The organism is Massilia sp. CCM 8734, assembly GCF_011682155.1.
GTDB classification, from domain to species: Bacteria; Pseudomonadota; Gammaproteobacteria; order Burkholderiales; family Burkholderiaceae_D; genus Telluria_A; species Telluria_A rubra.
Genome location: NZ_WHJI01000033.1, coordinates 36,724 through 57,398 on the forward strand (window position 1 = coordinate 36,724; position 20,675 = coordinate 57,398).

Below are 20,675 nucleotides of genomic sequence, written 5' to 3' on the forward strand. Positions count from 1 at the left end.
GTCATTCCCGCGCAGGCGGGAATCCAAGGCATGTTCGAGACTCGACGGTGCCTTGGATTCCCGCCTGCGCGGGAATGACGTGTGGCATTGGGGTCTGACCTCTGTTAAGAAATTAATTGCCGAATCGCAATAGTTTGGTGAGGGCGGCGGCGTGGCTGGCGGCCGCTTCCATCGCCGCAGCCTGCATGGCGCGGTAGTGCGTCAGCACCTCATTGCCCATACCGGTCACGCTGGCGCCGCCGCCTTGGCTGCCACCGGCCGCGCTTCGCACCAGGGGCGCGCCGAAGCTGCGGTTCATCACGTCCACCAGCAGCCACGCGCGCCGGTACGACATGCCCATCGCGCGCGCCGCCGCACTGATCGATCCGGTCCTCCCGATGGCGTCGAGCAAGTCGGCCTTGCCCGGTCCCATGGCAATCTCGTCGTTCTGCAACAGGCGCAGCTTGACGTCGATCCGGGCTGCGTTCCGCCCTCCCCCGTTCTCGTTCTCGTTCTTCATCCGCTTCAGCCTCCCGAGAGCAAGGCGGCAGCCTTCACCTGGGCCCACACCGGCATCCCGATTTCCAGCCCCAGCTGGTCGCACGAGCGCCGCGTGATGCGCGCCAGCAGTGGCGTGCCACCCGCGTCGAGCCGCACCATGACGTGCGCCGGATCGATACCCGGCGCGATCTGCACCACCGTCGCGCGCAGCTGGTTCAGGATCGAGCTGCCCGCCTGCGCCACCAGCGCCACGCTGACGTCGCGCGCCAGCACGCGCAGCCGCAAGCGCGTCCCCACCGCCAGCGCCGCGTGCGCGATGTACATGGCGCCGCCCGCCGCCTTCAGGCACAACAGCCCGTAATCGCCATCGACACTGGCGACCACGCCGTCGACCAGCGCACCGGCCTCGTCGAGCATGGCGCGCGTCACTTCCGGCAACACCAAGGTCTCGGCCGCCGGCCCGCTGGCGACGATGCGCCCGCCGTCGAGCAGCACGATATGGTCGGCCAGGCGCGCCACTTCCTGCATCGCGTGGCTGACATACAGCATGGGAATGGCCAGCTCGGCCTGCACCCGCTCCAGATACGGCAGCACCTCGTCCTTGCGCCGTGCGTCGAGCGAGGCCAGCGGTTCATCCATCAGCAACAGGCGCGGGGCGCCCAGCATGGCGCGTGCAATCGCCACCCGCTGGCGCTCGCCGCCGGACAATCCCTGCGGCCGGCGCCCGAGCAAATGGCCGATGCCCAGCAACTCCACCGCGTGCGCCATCACCTTGGCGCCATCGGCGGCGCGCGCCCGCTTGCGGGCAAAATCGAGGTTGCCCTGGACCGACAGGTGCGCAAACAGGCTCGCTTCCTGGAAGACATAGCCGAGCGCGCGCTGGTGCGTCGGCAGGAACACCCCGGCCGCGTCATCCTGCCACACCTGGCCGTTAACTTCGAGATAGCCGCCGGCATGGCGCTCGAGTCCGGCAATCGCGCGCAGCAAGGTGGTCTTGCCGGAGCCGGAATGGCCGAACAGCGCACTCACCCCACGCCCCGGCAAGTCGAGCCGCACCTGCATGGCAAAACCGCTGCGCCGGATGTCGAAGCGCATGCGTAGCGCCGGCCCCAGCCCCGCGCCGGCGCTCACAGCGCCCGCCGCGTCGGATTGAAGCGGTACAGCAGCAGCAAGGCCACGAAGCTGGTCACCAGCATGCCGCCGGACAGCCAGTGCGCCTGGGCATATTCGATCGCTTCCACATGCCCGTAAATCTGGACCGAGACCACCCGCGTCTGCTGCGGAATGTTCCCGCCGATCATCATCACCACGCCGAATTCGCCCACCGTATGGGCAAAGCCGAGCGTGGCGGCGGTCATATAGCCCGGCTTGGCCAGCGGCAGCACGACCGAAAAAAAGGTGTCGAGCGGACTGGCGCGCAAGGTCGCCGCCACTTCGAGCGGACGCGGGCCGATCGCTTCGAAGGCATTTTGCAGCGGTTGAATCACGAAGGGCATCGAATACAGCAGCGAGCCGATGACCAGCCCGGCAAAGCTGAACGGCAGCAGTCCCAGGCCGAGCGCTTGCGTCAGGTGCCCGAGCGGGCCGTTCGACCCCATCGCCACCAGCAGGTAAAAGCCGAGCACGGACGGCGGCAGCACCAGCGGCAGCGCCACCACCGCGCCGACCACGCTCCTGGCGCGCGAGCGCGTTTGCGACAACCACCACGCCACGGGCGTACCGAGCACAAGCAGCAGCAGCGTGACGATGCCCGCCAGTTTCAGGGTCAGCCGGATGGCGCCCCAGTCGTCCGCGCTGAGCATGCGCCCTTACAACTCGTAACCGTAGGAGCGGATCACGGCGCGCGCCGGCGCCCCGCGCAGATAGAGCAGGAAAGCCAACGCGGCCGGCTGGTCCTTGCCCGCCGCCAGCAACAGCGCATCTTGCCGTATCGGTGCGTACATTCCGGACGGCACCACCCAAACCGAGCCCAATTGCGGCTTGCCGCCGCCCCGTATTTGCGACATGGCCACAAAGCCGAGCGGCGCCGCGCCCGAGACGACAAATTGATGGGCTTGGGCAATGCTGTCGCCCTGCACCAGCATGGGCGCCAGGCGTTCGTGCAAGCCCAGCTTTTCCAGGGTTTGCATGGCTGCCGCGCCGTACGGCGCCAGCTTGGGATTGGCGATGGCCAAGTGCGCGAACTTGCCCTGGCTGAGCACGTCGCCGCGCTCGTCCACCAGCCCCGCCTGCGGACTCCACAAGACCAGCTTGCCGATGGCATAGGTAAACCGGGAGCCCGGCGCAGCGTTGCCTTCCCGCTCCAGCCGCGCCGGCGTTTCGTCATCAGCTGCCAGCAAGACCTGGAACGGCGCACCGTTCTTGATCTGGGCGTAGAACTTGCCGGTGGCGCCGATGGTGGTGAGCACCTTGTGCCCGCTGGCGCGTTCGAAACCGGCCGCGATCTCTTTCATCGGCGCGCTGAAATTGGCGGCCACGGCCACGTGCACCTCGTCGGCGCTGGCAATCCCGGCCGCCGTCAGGGCGAGCCACAAGCTGGCTTGTCGAATCATATTGCTACTCCGGTCGTGGGGAAGGCGGCTGCGCCCCGCATGGCGCTATATCCGATTATATACGACGACGTTTACAGCTCAGAAAATCGCGCCGGCGGGGGATTTTCGCCCCCTTCCCCACAGCGCTGCGCGTGTGGCGAATATGCGACCATTTAAGGAATTTTCGTCCCGTGCCGACAGCGGTAAACGCATAATGATTGCAGCGATGGCGCGCGGAAATGTCACAAAATGCCGCAGCAATAACGATCTTTCACTCTCCACAAGGAAACGCTGATGACCCTGTCCAATATGAAAATCGGAGCGCGCCTGTACCTGGGTTTTGCCGCCGTGGTGCTGTTGCTGGTCCTGTTGGTCAGTGTGTCGTACGTCAACTTCAAGAAGCTCGGCGCCGCCAACGATATCAATGTGCACACCTATCAGGTGGTCGCCGAAATCAATGCCGCCCTGAGTCAATTGATCAATATCGAAACCGGCCAGCGCGGCTTTCTGCTGACCGGCAATCCGGCCTCGCTGGAGCCTTACAACGCCGGCAAGGCCGCTTTTCTCAAGCACGTGAAGCAGGCCGCCGCGCTCACGGCGGATAATCCGGTCCAGCAAGAACGCCTGCAGCGCCTGCAGCGCGAGCAGGAAGGATGGCTGGCCAGCGCGATCGATCCGGCCATCGCCCAGCGCAAGGCGGCGGCCGATGGCGACATGGCCGGCGTGGTGGCCGCCGAAAAGGAAGGCAAGGGCAAGAAAGGCATGGACGCCATGCGCGTCCTGATCGCCGAGGTCACCGGCGCCGAAGAAGTGCTGCTGGTCCAGCGCGCCAGGGACGCCAAGGAGCTCGATACGCAGACCGCCGCCATGCTGATCGGCGGCGGCGTGCTGGCGGCCGTGCTGGCCAGCGTCATCGCGCTCTGGCTGGCCCGCAATATCACGGCGCCCCTGCGGCGCGCCGTGAGCTTCGCCCAGCAAGTGGCCGAGGGCGACCTGAGCGCGCATGTGGAAGCCGATTCCACCGATGAAATCGGCGAGTTGCTCGGCGCCCTCAAGACCATGAACACCTCGCTGGCGCGCATCGTCGGCGAAGTACGCACCGGCACCGACACGATCGCCACGGCATCGGCGCAAATTTCGTCCGGCAATTTCGACCTGTCGTCCCGCACCGAGCAGCAAGCCGGTTCGCTGGAAGAAACCGCCTCTTCCATGGAAGAGCTGACCGCCACCGTCAAGCAAAACGCCGACAACGCGCGCCAGGCCAATCAGTTGGCCACCGACGCGTCCGAGGTGGCGGTGCGCGGCGGCGCCGCCGTGTCGCAAGTGGTGCACACCATGGGGGCGATCAACGATTCGGCCAAGAAAATTGTCGATATCATCGGCGTGATCGACGGCATCGCTTTCCAAACCAATATCCTGGCGCTCAATGCGGCCGTGGAAGCGGCCCGCGCCGGCGAACAGGGGCGCGGCTTCGCGGTCGTGGCGTCGGAAGTGCGCAACCTGGCCCAGCGCTCGGCCGGTGCCGCCAAGGAAATCAAGGCCTTGATCGACAATTCGGTCGAGAAAGTCGAGCTCGGCACACGCCTGGTGGACCAGGCCGGGGTGACGATGGGCGAAGTGGTTGGCAGCGTGCGCCGCGTGAACGACATCATCAGCGAAATCGCCCACGCCAGCGACGAGCAGCGCGCCGGCATCGAGCAGGTCAACGCGGCCATTACCCAGATGGACGAGGCGACCCAGCAAAACGCGGCGCTGGTCGAACAGGCTGCGGCGGCGTCGGCCTCGATGCAGGATCAGGCGAGCCAGCTGGCCGCAGTGGTCAGCGTGTTCAAGCTCGACGGCGCGACCGCCCTGGTGCGCCCCGCCATGGCGCGCACAGAGGCGCCGGCGGTGACGCGCGCACCCGTGGCGCGGGCCGCCGCGCCACGCAAGGCGCTCGCCGCCGCCAGGCGGGCGCCGGCCAAACAGCCGGCCGCCACCGGTGGCGACGATGGCTGGGAAGAGTTTTAACGCGCGGAAAGCTTAAGCGCGGTGATACGTCAGGGCGCTGGCGATGCAGAATGCCAGTGCGTCGACCGGTACGATGGCGGCTTGCTCGAAGACCAGCGCGCGGCTGCCTTCATAGACGAAGTCGTGCGGAAAGATGCTGCGAAACGTGTCCACCAGCGTGGTTTTGCAGTTGAAATAGATGGCGTACTGCCTCGGCTCGGATTTTTTCCAGCCGAGGCGAATCGTACTGCCGCTCTTGCTCCCGGTGGTGAGATAAGCGGGCTCCCCCCACTTGAGCGTTTCCTCGATCTCGCCGACACCCTCGGTCGACGCCGCCGTGGCGAAAATCAGTTCGCGCAGCACCATCAGCGGCGCGCGTATCGGGGCGGGATAGGTGTCGTAGGTGCGGCGCACGGCGGCGTTGCTAAATGGCGTGATACGTGGCGTGATACGTGGCGTGCTACGTGGCGTGCTACGTGGCGTCATGCGTGGCGTAATGGGCGGCGTCATGCGTTTCCTGGTCGAGCGCGACGCCGCGCGGAACAGTCCCGCTTACGCCGCAATTTTTTTCGATACAAAGCGCGCCGCCATCAGCGCGCTGGCCAGCCCCACCACGATGGCGGCGGTGCTGCCCGAAAACCCCACCGCCGTGTTGGCCGCAATCTTGCCCACCTTGGGCTTGAGCAGTTGCAGCCGGCGTTTGCTCATCTGCGCGCCCAATTCGTTGAGTCGGTCCTGCTCCAGCATGCGCTCGGCTTCTGGCAGCAGCACCGTTTCTTCATCGGCCACATGGTGCATCACGTCGCGCATGAGCTCGTGCAGCAACTGGTCGTGCCGGCGGTCAAGCGGCGCGGTGGCGCGCAGCGCGCCGATCAGGCGCCGCATTTCATCATGTTCCGGCTGGCTTTTCCGGATCACCGGCTCGGCCCCGTCCAGGCGCCGCAAGACCGGATAAAACACTTCCTCTTCCAGTGTCGCATGGATTTCCAGCGCGTCGCAAATGGTTTCGGCCAGCGCCTTCTTGACGCCGGCGCGCGAGGCGGTTGTGTACTGGTGGAACGTTACCAGCACATGCGAATGATCGAAGCGGATCATGTCGGTCACCGATGGGCTCAATTTATTCAAAGAAAACATGATTCTTCCTCCTGAAAAGTCATGCCTTCATGATAAATACACCCGCCGCCGCCGCGCGTAGGACGTTGCCTCTTTTGCGTGTCGGCTTGGTCCATCGCTAGCGTTCGTTGCGTCCGTGCAGAAACTCCCGGTACCAGCGGCCGCTGCTTTTCACGGTGCGCAGCTGGGTGTCGAAATCGACGTGGACAATGCCGAAGCGACGCAGATAGCCTTCCGACCATTCGAAATTGTCCAGCAGGCTCCAGGCGAAGTAGCCTTTCACATCCACGCCCTGCTCCTGCGCCGCGCGCACGGCCGCCAGGTGGCGCACCAGGTAGTGGCGGCGCGCCTCGTCGTCGACGCCGCCGTCGGCCTGCACCACGTCGTCGTAGGAAGACCCGTTTTCGGTCACGTAGACGGGGCCGGGCTGGTACTCGCGCGCGATGCGCAGCAGCAGTTCGGTCAGGCCGTCGGGCGCGACTTCCCAGCCGAAATCGGTGCGCTCGCGGTCCTGCGGCAAGGCCACCTCGGTGCGCAGGAACCCGGCCGATGGCGCGTCACGCACCACCTCCGGAAAGTAGTAATTGAGGCCGACGAAATCGGTCGGCGCGGCGATCGCTTGCATGTCGCCCTCCAGCACCGTTGGTGCCGCCTCGCCCACCAGCGCCAGGGTCGCTGGCGGATAACCGCGGCCATACAAGGGATCGAGGAACCAGCGGTTGCGAAAGCCGTCGTGGCGCGCCAGCGCTTGCTGGTCCGCCTCGCTGTCGGAGGCGGCGCGGATCGGGTGCAGGCTCAGTGCGATGCCGACCTGCGCATCGGGCACATTGGCGCGGATCACAGGCGTGGCCAGGCCGTGCGAGAGCAGCACGTGGTGGCATACCTGCAGCGCGGTCGGCGCGTCGCGCAGGCCCGGCGCGTGCATGCCGTCGAGGTTACCGTGCATGGCGGTGCACCATGGCTCGTTGTGGGTGATCCAGTGGCGCACCCGGTCGCCCAGGCGGCGCGTGACCACGTCGGCATACTCGACGAAGGCGTCGACCGTGGCGCGGTTGGCCCAGCCGCCCTGGTCCTGCAACGCTTGCGGCAGGTCCCAGTGGTACAGCGTGGCCCACGGTTGCAGGCCGCGTTCGAGCATGCCGTCGACCAGGCGCGAATAGAAGTCGAGCCCCGCTTCGTTGGGCGGCTTGCCCGCGCCGCTGAAAATGCGCGGCCAGGCGATCGAGAAACGGTAGGCGTTCAGGCCGAGCGACTGGCCGAGGTCGAGGTCTTCCGGCCAGCGGTGATAGTGATCGCAGGCGACCTGGCCGTCGGCGCCGTCGCGGATTTTTCCGGGGGTGGCGCAGAAGGTGTCCCAGATTGACGCCACGCGCCCATCGGCGCTGCCGGCCCCCTCGATCTGGAAGGCCGACGTCGAACAGCCCCACAGGAAGTCGTCGCCGAAACTGGCGCGTGCGAGGGGCTGGTGCGGGGCGTTTTTCTGGATGGTCATAGGAAGAATCGATCAGTTTGAAGTTGCTCGATGAGAAATTGGAATCGCTTCCACTTTACCACAAAAAAATGCACCGGCAAGGGCACTGGAAGAATATTTGATGCGTTTGAGTTAATGTTTTGGGGCTGGTGGCGTATGCCGTCAATCGTCGAGCGCACACCTTTCATCGTTCCCGCGCAGGAGGCTGTCTCGAAAGGGACGCGTTCAACGACTACCATCTCCAGCAGCGTCATTCCCGCCAAGGGGGCCGCCCAGGCCGGGAATGACGGATAAGAGTCTACCGCCTAGCGGTGATTTTAGCGTTTTGAGACAGCCTCGCAGGCGGGAACCCAAGATTGTGGAGCTGTCTACGGCTGCGGCACTAACTTGGGTTCCCGCCAAGGGGGCCGCCGAGGCCGGGAACGGCGGGCGGCGCCTGGCCGGTCTACACGTCGCTTGCACGCCCCAGCGACGCCCTTAACGCAATCGTCACCGGATAATCATGCGTCACCGGCCGCTCCATCCCGTAGCAGCGATTGAGCAGGCAATTCAAGCCGCTCAAGGTCATCTCGGTCCACGGCATATGCACCGTGGTCAGGCGCGGCGCCGTGTACTCGGCGCTGTTGGTGTCGTCGTACCCCAGCACCGATACCTGCTCCGGCACCGCGATGCCGGCCTGCTGGAAGTACGACAGCGCCCCCACCGCCATATCGTCGTTGGCGCAAAAAACAGCCGTGAACGGATACCCGGATTCGGCCAGCTCCCTGGCCGACTCCCACCCGCCCTTGGGCGCGAAATCGCTCTCGGCCACCCACAGGCCGTCGGTATCGATCCCGGCCTGCGCCAGCTCGCTCAAGAAGCCGTCGATGCGCTCGACGTTATCGGGCGCGCCGCGCGGCCCGGCGATGACGGCGATATCGCGATGCCCTTCGCGCAGCAAGGCCTGCGCCGCCAGGCGACCGCCGAGCAAATGATCGATCGTGAAGCTCTGGGCGGCGATCGACGGCACGCTGTGATTGAGCAGCACCAGGCGCGACTTGCGCGGCCCGAGCGCGGCGATGTCTTCATCGCGCAGCACGTTACTCATCACCAGCACGCCGTCGCAGCCCCGCTCCTTGAGAAAATCGATGCCCTGCACCGCCTGCGTGCGCTCGTCGTCGCTGCCGATGCCGAAACCGACCACCATGTTCAGCCCCGCCGCCCGCAGTTCGGCGTAAATGAGCTTGAGGATCGGCGTGTAGAAAGTGCCGCTCAGGTAGGGTATGTACACCCCGATCATCTGCGAGCTGCCCAGCATCAGCGAGCGGGCCGCGTACGATGGATGGAATTCGAGTTCCTCGATCGCCTTCTGGACCCGCGCCAGCGTCTTGGGCGAGACCGCGCCCTTGCCGCTGACGACACGCGAGGCGGTTCCGAGGCCGACGCCGGCCCGCAATGCTACGTCTTTGAGAGTTGCCACGCGCGCTTCTTCCGTTCAAAAATGGGGACCAAAAAAAGCCAGCATACTGCATCCGGGCGCCCTCTCACAAGCGCGCGCCGCTTCACTGCTCGTTGCGCAACGCCGCCGCGATCTGCTTTTGCGCCTTCTCGACCGGCATTTTGGTGTTCCAGAAGGCGGTCAGCACGTCCTGCATGGCACCGTTTTGGTCGGGCGTCAGATACACCTCGCCGATGCCGACATGGCGCGTGCGGTCCTTCATGATGGCCATGCCGGCGCGCGCGCACGGGTCCATGCCCGAGGCGTCGACGTCGCCACGGATCGGGATCGATCCTTTGAGCTTGTTGAAGGCGACCTGGGTGGCCGGCGCGACCACCACGCTGGCCAGCAGCTTCTGGTACTTGACCTGCTGCGCGTTGGCGGTCTTGGGGAAGACGAAGGCGTCGCCCTGGATCAGGTAGGGCGAGCGCGGGCCGAAGCCGGCGATGCAGCCGTACTCCTTGCCGGCGCTCTGGCGCGCGGCGGAAAATTCGCCCTTGGCCCAGTCGCCCATGACCTGCACGCCGGCCTTGCCCGCAATGACCAGGGCGGTGGCGTCGTTCCAGTTGCGGCCCGGCGCGCCGGGATCGACATACGATTGCAGGCGCTTGAAATTGAGCAGCACGCGGCGGAAGGCTTCGGAATTGATGGCCGCCGGGTCGCGCTCGCGCAGCACCTTGAGGTACAAGTCGGCGCCGCCCATGTGGGCCAGCATCGACAGGAACAGGATGTTTTCCTGCCATGGCTGGCCGCCGTGGGCCAGGGGAATGAGGCCGGCGGCCTTGAGCTTGTCGAGCGCGGCGAACAGCTCGTCGACGCTGGCCGGCTCTTTCGCAATGCCGGCCTTCTGGAACGCGGCCTTGGAATACCAGATCCAGGCCTGCATGTGGATATTCACCGGCACCGCGTAGTAATGGCCCTTGACGCGGATGACGCTCAGGACCGGCTCGGGCAGGAACTTGTCCCAGCCTTCCTTGAGGGCGACATCGTCGACGTTATTGAGCATGCCCTGCTCGACCAGGTCGGTGAACTGCTTGGTGGTGTTGAACTGGGCCGCCATCGGCGGATTGCCGCCGACGATGCGGTTCACCGCCACCGCGCGCGCCTGGTCGGCGCCGGCAATGGCCGTGTCGGTCCAGACGCCGCCGGCGGCGCGGTAGGCGTCGGCGATGGTGCGCACGGCGGCGGCCTCGCTGCTGGACGTCCACCAGTGGATCACTTCGGGTTTAGGGTCGGCGCCGAAAGCGGTGCCGGCGCTTGCCAGCGCCAGCGTTGCAAGCAAAATACCTTGTTTCAACATAGTCTCCTGGTAGAGCGGGGCTGTCTGTGATGACGCCAATTTCAAGACCGTCGTCCCCGCGCCAAGGCGCTTTAACGTCCGTGCCCGCCTTGTATTGGAAGGCTTTCCAATTTTGTCGGCTGACTATATCATTCAAAGAATTTCAGTGTCAACGCGCAAACCGACGGGAACGCGATGACGGTCGTTTTCACACCCTGTCCGCATGGAGCCGCCGTGTTCAATCCCCGCCCCACCGTCCGTTACGTCGCCATTGCCGGGCATGCGCCCTGCGTCGTGGTGGACGACTTTCTGCTCGATCCGCGCGCGCTGGTCGCCCAGGCGGCGGCCGCGCAGGCGCGCTTTGCCGTCGATCCGGCCAATTATTATCCCGGCCCGGAACTGGACCTGGGCCGCGAGAGCGCCTTGCGCCTCGACGAATTCTTCATCCAGCACATCCGGCGCGCACTGGGAGCGCAACGCACCATCAGCGTGGCGGCGCGCCTGGCGCTGGCCACCCTGTCGCCGCCCGAACTGCATCCCTTGCAGCGCCTGTGCCATCGCGACTGCACCGACCTCGCGCCCGGCACCGGTGCGGCGGCCGCCGTGGTCTACCTGTTCGACGACGCCCGCATGGGCGGCACCAGCTTTTACCGCCCCACGCAAGGTTCCGAGCACACGATACGGGTGCTGCGCGCGGCCCACGCCGGCATCGCCTCCGATGCGCACACGGGTGCTTACCTGAGCGCGTCGAACGCCGATTTCGAACAACTGTGCACCATTCCCGCGCAATTTAACCGCGCCATTTTTTACGATGGCGAGATTTTCCACGCGGCCCAGATCGAGGACGCCGCCCTGCTCCACCCCGATCCGGCGCAAGGGCGCCTGACCATGAATGGCTTCTTCCGCTTCCGCAAACGCAGCGCCTGATCCAGCCAGTCAGCGAAAGCAGTGTTGTTTTGCAGCAAATTTCGATGATTTCGATATCAAAACAGAAAGTCCCGGATGGCCCGACAAGGTTGACCGATATATAATTTCGGCTGTTTTTGCCAAGTGACGACATTTGGCGACATATTTTTACAAACCATTTACAGGATTTCACGTGAAAAACAAATTCGCTCTCGCCCTGCTGGCCGCCGCCTCCCTTCCAATGGCGGCGCAAGCCGAAAGCTCGTATGTCGGTGCAGGTATTGGCGCAGCAGAACAAGTACTGGCCATCACCGAAGGTACCTACAAGGACAAAGACGTCGCGTTCAAACTGTTCACCGGTTTTAACTTCGACAAGAACTTCGGCGTCGAAGCCGGCTACACCGACTTCGGCAAAGCCGAAACCGGCGGCAAACTGAGCGGTTCGCGCGCGCGTTCGTTCTACGCAGCCGGCACCGCCACCCTGCCGCTGGGCGAAAAATTCGCCATTACCGCCAAGCTGGGCCTGGCTAAAAACCGCACCAAGCAACTCATGGTTGGCGAAGGCGACGACAAGAAGAAGAAGACCGATGCCCTGCTGGGCGTTGGCGCAACCTTCGCTGTCACCAAGAACATCGCCGCGTTCGTCGAATACGAAAACTACGGCACCGTTGCCAAGGGCAAAAATGGTTCGTTGAAGGCAACCATCCTCTCGACCGGCATGCGTTTCTCGTTCTAAGCTGCTTCAGCAGTCAAAAAAACCGGCCGCGCGCCGGTTTTTTTACGCCCAGTCGTCAGTCAGGCCGCGCGCCGCAGCGATGCCGCCTGACAGTTGGCCTTGATAAATTGCTCGTGGCTACCCATGGCCTCGACGCACTTGCGGATCACCGCCTGCGTCCCCTGCAGGAAGTCGGCAATCTCGTCGGGCGCACGCTGGTCCACCACCGGATTGTAGCCACGCGCGCGCAAGCCCTGCCCGTGCATCACCTGCAGCCAGCTATCCTCGGGAAACAACTCCTCATCCTCGCGCAGGATGCGGCCATGGCTGGCGTACAGGTCGAGCTTGCGCTGCAGCTCAAGCGGCACCTCCATGTCGCGGCAATAGCGCCAGAAGGCCGAATCGTCGCGCGTGCCGACCTTGTAATGCAGGATCAAAAAGTCGCGGATCTGCGCGTATTCCTTGTCGCACAGGCGATTGAAGGTGTCGATATCGACCTGGTCGAAGCCGCGGTCCGGGAAAAAGCTGATCAGGCGCATCAGCGCTGTCTTGACCATATGGATGCTGGTCGACTCCAACGGTTCCATGAAGCCGCCCGACAAGCCGATCGCCACGCAGTTCTTGTTCCAGGCGCGCTTGCGCTTGCCGGTGGTGAACTTGAGCAGGCGCGGTTCGGCCAGCGGCTGGCCGTCCAGATTGTTCATCAGGATGGCCTGGGCTTCGTCGGCGCTCATGAACTTGCTTGAGAACACATGGCCGTTGCCGGTGCGGTGCTGCAAGGGAATGCGCCATTGCCAGCCGGCCGTGTGCGCGGTCGAGCGCGTGAGCGCCGCCATCGGGCCGTGCGATTCGCAGGGCACGGCAATGGCGCGGTCGCACGGCAGCCAGCCGCTCCAGTCCTCATAGCCGGTGTGCAAGGCTTGCTCGATCAGCAAGCCCACCATGCCGGAGCAATCGATGAAAAAATCGCCGCCGATACGCTCGCCGTTTTCCATCAGCAGCGCGCAAATCGATCCATCCGCATGCAGCTCGGTCTGGACGATGCGCCCTTCGGTGCGCCGCACGCCGCGCGCTTCGCTGTAGCTGCGCAGGTAGCGCGCGTACAGGCCGGCATCGAAATGGAAGGCGTACGACAGGTCCGCCAGCGGCGAATTGGGCAGGTCCGGCCGCCCGCGGCTGAACTTGCCCAAGCGCGCGGCCATGGTGTTGATCGAGTACGCTTCCAGGCTGTCGGCCTGCCCGGCCTGATGCATTTTGAGCCAGTAGTGGAAAAAGTTGGCGGTCGGCTGGTCGCGTCCGACCGAGCCGAAGCCGTGGATATAGTTGCTGCCCTGCCGGCCCCAGTCGACGAACTCGATGCCGAGCTTGAAGGTGCCCTGGGTGGCGCGGATGAAGTCGTCCTCATCGATGCCCAGGTGCAGGTTGAAATTGCGGATGCTGGGGATGGTGGCCTCCCCCACCCCGATGGTGGAAATCTGGTCCGACTCGATCAGCCGGTACTGGTGGCCCACGGGCAGCAGCTGCGACAGCGCCGCGGCGCTCATCCAGCCGGCCGTGCCGCCGCCGACGATCACGATCTGTTTGATGCGATGCTCTGTCATCCGGTTCTCCGGTCGATATGCAGTTGACATACTCAAACAAGCAAAAAAACCGGCGTGGCCCGGGGACTGGGCCACACCGGTCCACCGCGCGCCTTGCGGCACGCGGGGCTCGCCAAACGGTTGTTTCGGTGCCCTAGTAACTGATCCCGGCGCGCAAGCCGAACATGCGCGGCTCGATATAGCTGGCGATCATCTGCCCGCCCAGGCCGGTGTTGCCGGACGTCTTCACGCGCTTGTCCGACACATTGCGCACATACAGTTCCGCGTGCCAGTTGCCGTTCGGCGCGTCCAGCCGCAACGAGGCGTCGCCGAGGGTGTGGGCTTTCTGGAAGCGGCCGATATGCGCGAACTCGTCGTTGCGTACATCGAAGTAGATCTTGTCGCGCCAGTTGAGCTTGAAGTACGGGGTCAGCTTGTAGCCGCTGTCGAGCACGAAGGCTTGCGACGCGTTGAGCATGAATGTGTATTTCGGCGCATTCGGCAGGCGATTGTTGGTCACGTCGTAGAGGCGCTTGCCGTTGTCGGGACCGGCGCCGGCATATTGGGCCGGGCAGCGTTCCTGGTTAAACTCGACACGCTCGTCGCACAGGTAATCGTCGCTGTAGGAGCCGTAGTCGCGGATCGAGGTGTTCAGGTTGGAAAAGGCGCCGCCCACTTTGGCGCCCTTCCATGGCTTGTAATCCCACTCGACTTCGATCCCCGAAATGCGGTTGTTGCCGACGTTGATGGTGCGCCAGGTTTCGTACACGTCACACTTGGGCTGGTCGCTGGCGCAGGGCTTGCCATCGTCCGGACGGAACTTGTTGACGAAATAGGTGTTGGTCAGCTGCTGGTCCTTGTAGCGCATCATGAAGGCCACTGCCGACACGCTCAGGCGGTTTTCCAGGAACTTGCCCTTGTAACCGAACTCCAGGTTGGTGACCAGTTCCGGCTTGTACGGCAAGAACGTTTCCACGCCCTTTTTACCATCGACGCAGGTGTGGTTGCCGCAGCTGTCGACCTTGTCGCCAAAACCGCCGGCCTTGTAGCCGGTCGACAGCGCCGTGTAGGCCATCTGGTTCTCGGTGACCTGTTTCTGCAGGCCGAGGCGCCAGGTGACTTTTTTCCATTCTTCCTTGTGGTCGTTCGGCGATGGCCGGCCGTAGCCGGAATACGCCTCGACGCTGCCGCCCATGCCGGGCTTCAGGTCGTTGGCTTGGGGAAAGCGGTAGCCGGGCGTGTTGGGAATGCCGCCGTTGTACTGGCCGCGGTAGAAAGCGGTCTCGCCGGCCCAGCCGCCCAGGTTCAGGCCGTTCTTGTCTTCCTTGGTGTCGATGCTGTAGCGCACGCCCGCCGTGGCGGTCCAGGTGGGGATGAACTTCCAGTCGGCCTGCGCGAACGCGGCCTTGGCGTCGACCTGGCGGTCCGGTTGCGAGTAAAAGGCGCCCGACGCGATGCCGTGCGGCTTGCGGAAGAAATCGACGACTTCGTAGTTGATCTGGTTTTTCTCGTGCATCCAGAACAGGCCGGCGACGTATTGCAGGGTGTCGAACTGCTGCTTGAGCTGCAATTCCTGCACCGAGGACTTGTATTTCGAGTCCCAGGTGGCCTGGTAGCGGTCGTCCAGCGGCCAGGTGCTCCAGTTGGCCGCGTCCGGACGGTTCGGGTAGTCGGCGGTGACCTGGAACGGCAAGGCGGCGGTCAGGCCCTTGTCGGCGTCATACAGCTGGGAGCGCTGCTGGTTGGCCAGCATGAAGCTGTAGTCGATGCTGGTATTCTTGCTGACGTTCCAGCTGAGCCCGGCGCGCAGTGACTTGATGGTCATGTCGGTCTTGCCGGGCACGTTGATCAGCAGGTCCCACTGGCCGCCGCTGCAGGCGTAACGGGTGCCGGCGCCCTGGTCGCAGTCGCGGAAACTGGTGTTGCCGGCGCCATTGTCCTGGAACAGCTCATAGGCGGCGTTCAGGGTCAGGTCGGGGGTGATCTTGAATTTGGCCGCCAGGCGCGCCGCGTACTGGTCCTGGTTGGTGTAGAAATCCTTGGCGCTGACCGGGTGGTTGTAGCGCTGGTCGACGTCGGGAATGCCATCCGGAATCCAACCCTTGGACGGCACGTTCGCTTCGCGCGTGTCCGACATCTGGTTGGCCCAGCCGTTGCGGGTAACCTTGGTAAACGAGCCGCGCAGCGCCAGCTGGTCGTTGACGGTGATGTTCTGGATCAGGTTGACCTGCTTCTTGCGGTAATTGCCGATGTCGACCTCGGCCCTGCCGTAATTGCCGGTAAAGTCGGGCTTGGCCGAGATGACGTTGACGCTGCCGCCGGTGGAATTGCGCCCGAACAGCGTTCCTTGCGGGCCGCGCAGCACTTCGACCTGGTCGACATCGAACATGAGCGCCTGGGCGCCCTGCGGACGCGGCGAGTACAAGCCGTCGATGTGAAAGCCGACGGCCGGATCGCCGATTTCGGTGGTGTTCGAGGACGTCACGCCGCGGATGGTGATCTGCACCGCCGAGTCGCCGGTGGCCTGGAAGGTGACGTTGGGAATTTCATTGGCCAGGTCCTTGGCGCTGGTGATGCCCATGCGGTTCAGGTTGTCCTGGCTGTAGGCGGTGACCGCCAGCGGGGTCTTGAGCAGCGAGGTCGAGTAGCGGGTCGCGGTAATCTTGACCTCGGGAATGAAATCCTTGTTGCTTTCCCTGGATGGCGCGGCTGCGGGAGCCTGGGCATGGGCGGACATGCCGATCAGCCCGCACGCGCTGGCAACGGCCAGGCTGACCAGGGTCCTTCTTGTCTTCGGATACAACATTGCGTCTCCTTGATTTTTTTGATTATCGTTTTTTGTACGCGGCCCTGGACGACACCACGTATTGACTCCACTACTCCCTGCTGCGCAGACCTTGTAATACAGCCGCGATCAACTGTCACGGCGCTTGCGGCTGATTGGAAACGCTCCCAATCGATGAGCAAAATATATCACTCAATGTTTTTCAATGTCAACGAGACTTTGTCGCGAGTTAAAAATGCAACAACAAGGAAGCCGATGGCGCGCGCGGCGAAATCGCGCAAGGCGGCTGGATGACGGTTCAAAAGCATTCCAAGTGGCAATGATCCACCAAGTGCGCGAAGGTATTTTGCGCGCGCCGCGCACCCGCTGCGGAACGTTTTGGAACGGCGCCACTCCAATGACTGTAAAACCCTTGACAACAGGTGCCCCCATGCCGCTCATCGATACCGACCTTGCGCTCATTTTCGTGCTCGCCCTCCTCCTGTGCCTGTGCCTGTACATGCGCTGGCGCTACCCGGTACCGGCATTTCCGCCCATGGCCACCCAAGCGGACGACCCGCTCATGCAGGCGGCGAAAGAACAGGCCAAAGCCGGGCTGGGCCGGTTTCGCGCCCTGCTGGGCCATCCGTACGAGAATGCGCTGGTCAAGCTGCGCTTTGTCAGCAGTTCGCAGCGGGTGGAATATCTGTGGGCGGAAGTGCTGGAAGTGCTCGGTCCCGATGAACTGGGCATCCGGCTGGTCACGCCGCCGGTCACGCACAGGGGGCGGCTGGAACGGATCTACCGCTGCCGCTACGAGGAACTGGTCGACTGGCTGGTGCGCGACCGCGCCGGCGGCCTGCACGGCGGGTTTACCGAGCGCGCCATGTTCGCCGTGGCGCGCCGCGACGGCCTGCAACTGCCCGACAGCCTGCTGCAACGCGAGCAGGCTTACGTGGACAACGACAGCGGCTAGCCGCCCTGGCGGCCGCTCGTGCGCAGATCGTCAACCGGCACGCGCCCGAAGTGCTGGTCGAGCACGTAGTCGATGATGCCGGCAGCGCACTGCGCGGGCGAGGTCAGCGCGCCGTCCTGCTGCAAGGCGGTAAACCGCTCACGCTGCGGAAACAGGCTCTCGGGCGTGGCGCGGATCTGCGCCTGCATGGCGGTATCGATGACGCCCGGCGCCAGGCTGCAAATGCGCACGCCGGCGACGGCATCGCAGGCGTCCGGGCCGATGGGGTAATCCAGCGCCACCGAGCGCGCATGATGATCGAGCGCGGCCTTGGTGGCCCCGTACACGCTCCAGCCCGTGTAAGCATTGCGCGCGGCGCCGCTCGACACGTGCACGATGCGCCGTTCGGCCTGCGGGGCTGCGGCGACCACGGCGGCGGCCAGCATCAGCGGCGCCGCCACGTTCAGCGCGACCGCCCGCGCCACCAACAGCGGATCCTGGTCGTGCAGCGCGCCGACCGGATCGACCGTGCCGGCATTATTCATCAGCAGTACCAGCGTGCTTGCGCCGATATGCTCGCGCAAAGCGGAGGTGGCCAACCAGGCGCCCAGCGCCTGGCTGTCGGACAGGTTCACCTGGCACTCGCGCAGCAGCGGGCCGAAGCGCTCTGCCAGTGCGGGCGCCGTACCGCGCGCCACGCCCAGCACCGCGATGTTGCGTTCCATTAGCCCGGCAGCGAGCGCCGCGCCCAAGCCCTGCGTGTGGCCGGTGACGACGGCGGTGACGGCGCTCCGGCTCATGATGCGCCACTCTGCGCCGCCTTGCGGCGGCGGTAATCGGCGTCGATGGCTTCGCCGCGCTTGCTCAGCACCGGCACCCGACGCGAGAAATTGAATTCGACTGTGAAATCGGGATAGATGTGGATCGACAGATTGCGCGCATCGGACGGGATTTCGCCCATGGTGGGGGTGTTCGACGAGCGCACGATCGGGCCGGATTCCTGTCCGCCAGTCCCGGCCACGCGCCAGGTAACCGTTTGCGGGCCGTCGTTAAAGCGCGCGCCGACTTTGTTGCGGCGCCCACTGTACGGATACGGCCCGGGACTGCCCATGCGCACCTGGTTGACGGAAACGTCGAGCAGGGTCTGGTCGGAATAGTTGAAAATGTAGACATCGAGCACCTTGTCGCTCTGGGCCATCGTCGAGGATGTTCCCACCAGCCATAGCGCGGCGCCGGCCAGCAGCGTGCGGCGGGAAACGATCTTGTTCAGCATGTGATGCTCCTGCAGATGAATGAGTCGTCATTGTGAAGGAAAATCCTTGCCACGACGAGTATTGTTGCACTCAGGCTTTTTTAGGCAGCCGGACAGGCGCGCAGGCCTGTCCCCCCTGGTTCCGGATGACGATCATGAGCTGCGACATGCGGGTCGGATGACATCGCAATCACGCCGGACCATGCCGGACTGTCGACGCGTGCGCCCGCTCAGTCCGCCGCCGGCTCGGCCACGCGCAGCGAGCGGCATTGCGGATCGTCCTTGGCGCTGCCGGCGCACAGCCTGACCCGGCATTGTTCCGCCTGGGCGGCGTTGAGCTGCTTGCATTGCTTCAATGAGGTCGGGGCGGCGCCGGGATTGCTGGCCTTGGTGGCGCCGCCCTCCTTGGAATGGGCCACCAGCGCGGCCAGCAGGCTGGCGTCGTCGCCCGGCGCGGGCTTGGCCGGGATGGCTTTGGCGGGAACCGCCTTGGCTAGCAGCACGGGCTTTTTGACGCCGTCTTTGGCGGTCACCGGCTTTGGCTCGCGTGCCCCCGGCTTGGCTTGCGCCTTCGACGCATCCTTCAATTGCGCCGTCGGCGCATCGGCGGGACTGCTGGCGAGCAGTTGGTTCAGTTCCTCGGCGGCGGTCCTGGGCGTGGCGGGCGCGTCGAGCATCTCCTTGAGCGACCCCCTGACAGCCGGTGGCGCCGCCCCATGCTCGAGGATGGCGGCGGCCGACACATCCGATCCGGACTCGCCCGGCTTCAATTCCATTGCAGCATCAGGCCGAGCCGCGTCAGGCCGGGCCGCGCCAGGCGTGCCCGCGTCCGTGCTCGCCGCCGCCACGGTCACCTCGGCCGGCTTGCCGGGCTGCAACGCCAACCAGACGGCGGCGCCCGCGCACACAGCCAGCACCGCCGCGCCACCGGCTAGCCAGCCCTTCTTGCTGCGCTTGGCCTGGTCGGCCTGCAAGGCCGCGCTGTCCGCCGCTTGCGCGGCCTCGCGGGCTTGCGCACTCGCGCGCGCCGCTGCTTCTTGTTGCTCGGTAGAAAGTAAACTGGGCCGACTGTAGGCTGGCGGCTGATCTTCACGATGTTGCAAAAGGTGCTCCTTGTTGATCTCTACATAACTTTACGCTATTCAAAAAAAACGTGAAGCTTTTTTAGCATGTCAACAGTGCGTTTCTTCACACAAAAGAGTGTTAAATCCTATGTCGGATTGCTAGAACAGTAAGATATACTTCCAAGCAATCCTTTGTGTCAGTATCGCACTTTTTGTTTTGAATGTCCCGATGAGGTCCCCGTGCTGTTCCTTGCAGTAGCCTTGTATTTCCTGCTGGCGTGCCTGATCAGCTTCCTGGTGCTGTTTCCGGCCGGACGCGCGTTCGCGCTGCGTATGCTCGCGCATGCCGGCGCACGCCTGCGCGGCTGGTTCGGAAAGGCGGAGCACGTCAGGGGACAGAGTGTTGCGGCAATACGACAGAGCGGAACGGCATCTGCTCACGAAGCGGGCAATTTTCTGCGCCGGCATTATTTGCTGGTGATCGGCGGCGTGGTGCTGGTCTCGCTGCCGCCGCTGGTGGCGCTGTTCAGTGGCGGCTCGTCGCTGGGCGGCTACGAAGAATCGACCCGCCAGATGGATACCCAGGTGGCCGACCTGCTCGAAGGCGAGAACCTGGTGCCGCCGCCACCGCTGCCGCCGATGCTGTTTGCCACCGTGGAAGTCGAACAGGAACGCCCGATGATCGTCTCGGCCAGCCGCGACTGGGGCTTGATGAATCCGGCTTACACCCAACGCCTGCTCCAAGCGTTTAAAATAATGAAAGAACGGCATGGTTACGACATGGCGATCCTGGAAGGCTATCGCAGTCCGGAGCGCCAGAACAAGCTGGCCGCGATGGGCTCGTCCGTCACCAACGCCGCCGCCTTCCAGAGCTGGCACCAGTACGGCCTGGCGGCCGACTGTGCGTTCGTGCGTAACGGTAAAATTGTGATTTCGGAAAAAGATCCTTGGGCCATGCGTGGCTACCAGCTGTACGGCGAAGTGGCCGAATCGCTCGGGCTGACCTGGGGCGGGCGCTGGAAAATGATGGATTTCGGCCATACCGAGCTGCGCATGCCGGGTGTCATGAAGCGCCGTTGACGCTCTTCTTACATCGGGC

General features: G+C 64.4%; 19 protein-coding genes. 5 read left to right on the plus strand and 14 right to left on the minus strand.

Going from position 1 to position 20,675, the window contains the following annotated elements:
* Positions 1 to 112: 112 nt before the first annotated feature.
* Genes F2P46_RS25175 through modA form a run of 4 tightly spaced genes read right to left on the minus strand, consistent with a single transcriptional unit; the run spans position 113 to position 3,032 of the window.
* Complete coding sequence (locus F2P46_RS25175) at positions 113 to 499, minus strand: LysR family transcriptional regulator (protein WP_166895369.1); 387 nt, start codon at positions 497 to 499, stop codon at positions 113 to 115.
* A gap of 5 nt (positions 500 to 504) precedes the next feature.
* Positions 505 to 1,575: a molybdenum ABC transporter ATP-binding protein gene (modC, locus tag F2P46_RS25180; protein WP_166895488.1), complete on the minus strand. Its 1,071-nt coding sequence runs from the start codon at positions 1,573 to 1,575 to the stop codon at positions 505 to 507.
* A 32-nt stretch (positions 1,576 to 1,607) separates the two neighbouring features.
* Positions 1,608 to 2,282 (minus strand): molybdate ABC transporter permease subunit, encoded by a 675-nt coding sequence (gene modB, locus F2P46_RS25185; RefSeq protein ID WP_166895377.1) that lies wholly within the window; start codon positions 2,280 to 2,282, stop codon positions 1,608 to 1,610.
* A gap of 6 nt (positions 2,283 to 2,288) precedes the next feature.
* Entirely contained in the window at positions 2,289 to 3,032 is a 744-nt protein-coding gene (gene modA / locus F2P46_RS25190; RefSeq protein WP_166895379.1) for a molybdate ABC transporter substrate-binding protein, read from the minus strand.
* Between the two features lie 273 nt (positions 3,033 to 3,305).
* On the opposite strand from modA, the gene F2P46_RS25195 reads away from it, so the two are divergent.
* Entirely contained in the window at positions 3,306 to 5,021 is a 1,716-nt protein-coding gene (locus F2P46_RS25195; protein WP_166895381.1) for a methyl-accepting chemotaxis protein, read from the plus strand.
* A 12-nt stretch (positions 5,022 to 5,033) separates the two neighbouring features.
* Here the strand turns inward: F2P46_RS25195 and F2P46_RS25200 are convergent, their stop codons facing one another.
* From F2P46_RS25200 to F2P46_RS25220, 5 genes are all read right to left on the minus strand, one after another.
* Positions 5,034 to 5,510: a DUF1801 domain-containing protein gene (locus tag F2P46_RS25200; protein WP_229509458.1), complete on the minus strand. Its 477-nt coding sequence runs from the start codon at positions 5,508 to 5,510 to the stop codon at positions 5,034 to 5,036.
* 42 nt (positions 5,511 to 5,552) lie between these two features.
* On the minus strand, positions 5,553 to 6,134 hold the full coding sequence (locus F2P46_RS25205) for a hemerythrin domain-containing protein (RefSeq protein WP_229509459.1): 582 nt from the start codon (positions 6,132 to 6,134) through the stop codon (positions 5,553 to 5,555).
* A 97-nt stretch (positions 6,135 to 6,231) separates the two neighbouring features.
* Positions 6,232 to 7,605 carry a GH1 family beta-glucosidase gene (locus tag F2P46_RS25210; RefSeq protein ID WP_166895383.1) on the minus strand — a complete coding sequence of 458 codons (1,374 nt, stop codon included), beginning with the start codon at positions 7,603 to 7,605 and terminating at the stop codon, positions 6,232 to 6,234.
* Between the two features lie 424 nt (positions 7,606 to 8,029).
* Complete coding sequence (locus F2P46_RS25215; protein ID WP_166895385.1) at positions 8,030 to 9,043, minus strand: LacI family DNA-binding transcriptional regulator; 1,014 nt, start codon at positions 9,041 to 9,043, stop codon at positions 8,030 to 8,032.
* 82 nt (positions 9,044 to 9,125) lie between these two features.
* A complete protein-coding gene (locus F2P46_RS25220; RefSeq protein ID WP_166895387.1) occupies positions 9,126 to 10,361 on the minus strand; it encodes an ABC transporter substrate-binding protein in 1,236 nt (411 codons plus the stop codon).
* A gap of 213 nt (positions 10,362 to 10,574) precedes the next feature.
* Between F2P46_RS25220 and F2P46_RS25225 the strand changes: the two genes are divergently transcribed.
* Positions 10,575 to 11,267, plus strand: a complete 693-nt coding sequence (locus tag F2P46_RS25225; RefSeq protein ID WP_166895389.1) for a DUF6445 family protein — start codon at positions 10,575 to 10,577, stop codon at positions 11,265 to 11,267.
* Positions 11,268 to 11,439: 172 nt separating this feature from the next.
* Positions 11,440 to 11,982, plus strand: coding sequence for an outer membrane beta-barrel protein (locus F2P46_RS25230; protein ID WP_166895391.1), 543 nt, complete (start codon positions 11,440 to 11,442; stop codon positions 11,980 to 11,982).
* Between the two features lie 59 nt (positions 11,983 to 12,041).
* On the opposite strand, the gene F2P46_RS25235 is transcribed toward F2P46_RS25230, so the two are convergent.
* Both F2P46_RS25235 and F2P46_RS25240 read right to left on the minus strand, forming a co-directional pair.
* The gene (locus tag F2P46_RS25235) at positions 12,042 to 13,562 is read right to left on the minus strand and encodes a tryptophan halogenase family protein (protein ID WP_166895393.1); all 1,521 of its coding nucleotides are present in this window, start codon (positions 13,560 to 13,562) and stop codon (positions 12,042 to 12,044) included.
* Between the two features lie 133 nt (positions 13,563 to 13,695).
* Positions 13,696 to 16,347: a TonB-dependent receptor gene (locus F2P46_RS25240; RefSeq protein WP_166895395.1), complete on the minus strand. Its 2,652-nt coding sequence runs from the start codon at positions 16,345 to 16,347 to the stop codon at positions 13,696 to 13,698.
* Positions 16,348 to 16,756: 409 nt separating this feature from the next.
* Between F2P46_RS25240 and F2P46_RS25245 the strand changes: the two genes are divergently transcribed.
* A complete protein-coding gene (locus tag F2P46_RS25245; protein ID WP_166895397.1) occupies positions 16,757 to 17,281 on the plus strand; it encodes a DUF2314 domain-containing protein in 525 nt (174 codons plus the stop codon).
* Here F2P46_RS25245 and F2P46_RS25250 read toward each other — a convergent pair.
* The 3 genes from F2P46_RS25250 to F2P46_RS25260 form a co-directional block, all read right to left on the minus strand.
* Positions 17,278 to 18,060 carry an SDR family oxidoreductase gene (locus F2P46_RS25250; RefSeq protein WP_166895399.1) on the minus strand — a complete coding sequence of 261 codons (783 nt, stop codon included), beginning with the start codon at positions 18,058 to 18,060 and terminating at the stop codon, positions 17,278 to 17,280. The two genes, F2P46_RS25245 and F2P46_RS25250, sit on opposite strands and share 4 nt — an antisense overlap.
* Positions 18,057 to 18,533, minus strand: coding sequence for a hypothetical protein (locus tag F2P46_RS25255; RefSeq protein WP_166895401.1), 477 nt, complete (start codon positions 18,531 to 18,533; stop codon positions 18,057 to 18,059). The genes F2P46_RS25250 and F2P46_RS25255 overlap by 4 nt, the downstream gene beginning before the upstream one ends.
* A gap of 209 nt (positions 18,534 to 18,742) precedes the next feature.
* On the minus strand, positions 18,743 to 19,615 hold the full coding sequence (locus tag F2P46_RS25260; protein ID WP_166895403.1) for a hypothetical protein: 873 nt from the start codon (positions 19,613 to 19,615) through the stop codon (positions 18,743 to 18,745).
* 201 nt (positions 19,616 to 19,816) lie between these two features.
* On the opposite strand from F2P46_RS25260, the gene F2P46_RS25265 reads away from it, so the two are divergent.
* Complete coding sequence (locus tag F2P46_RS25265; protein ID WP_368737957.1) at positions 19,817 to 20,656, plus strand: M15 family metallopeptidase; 840 nt, start codon at positions 19,817 to 19,819, stop codon at positions 20,654 to 20,656.
* Positions 20,657 to 20,675: the final 19 nt, after the last annotated feature.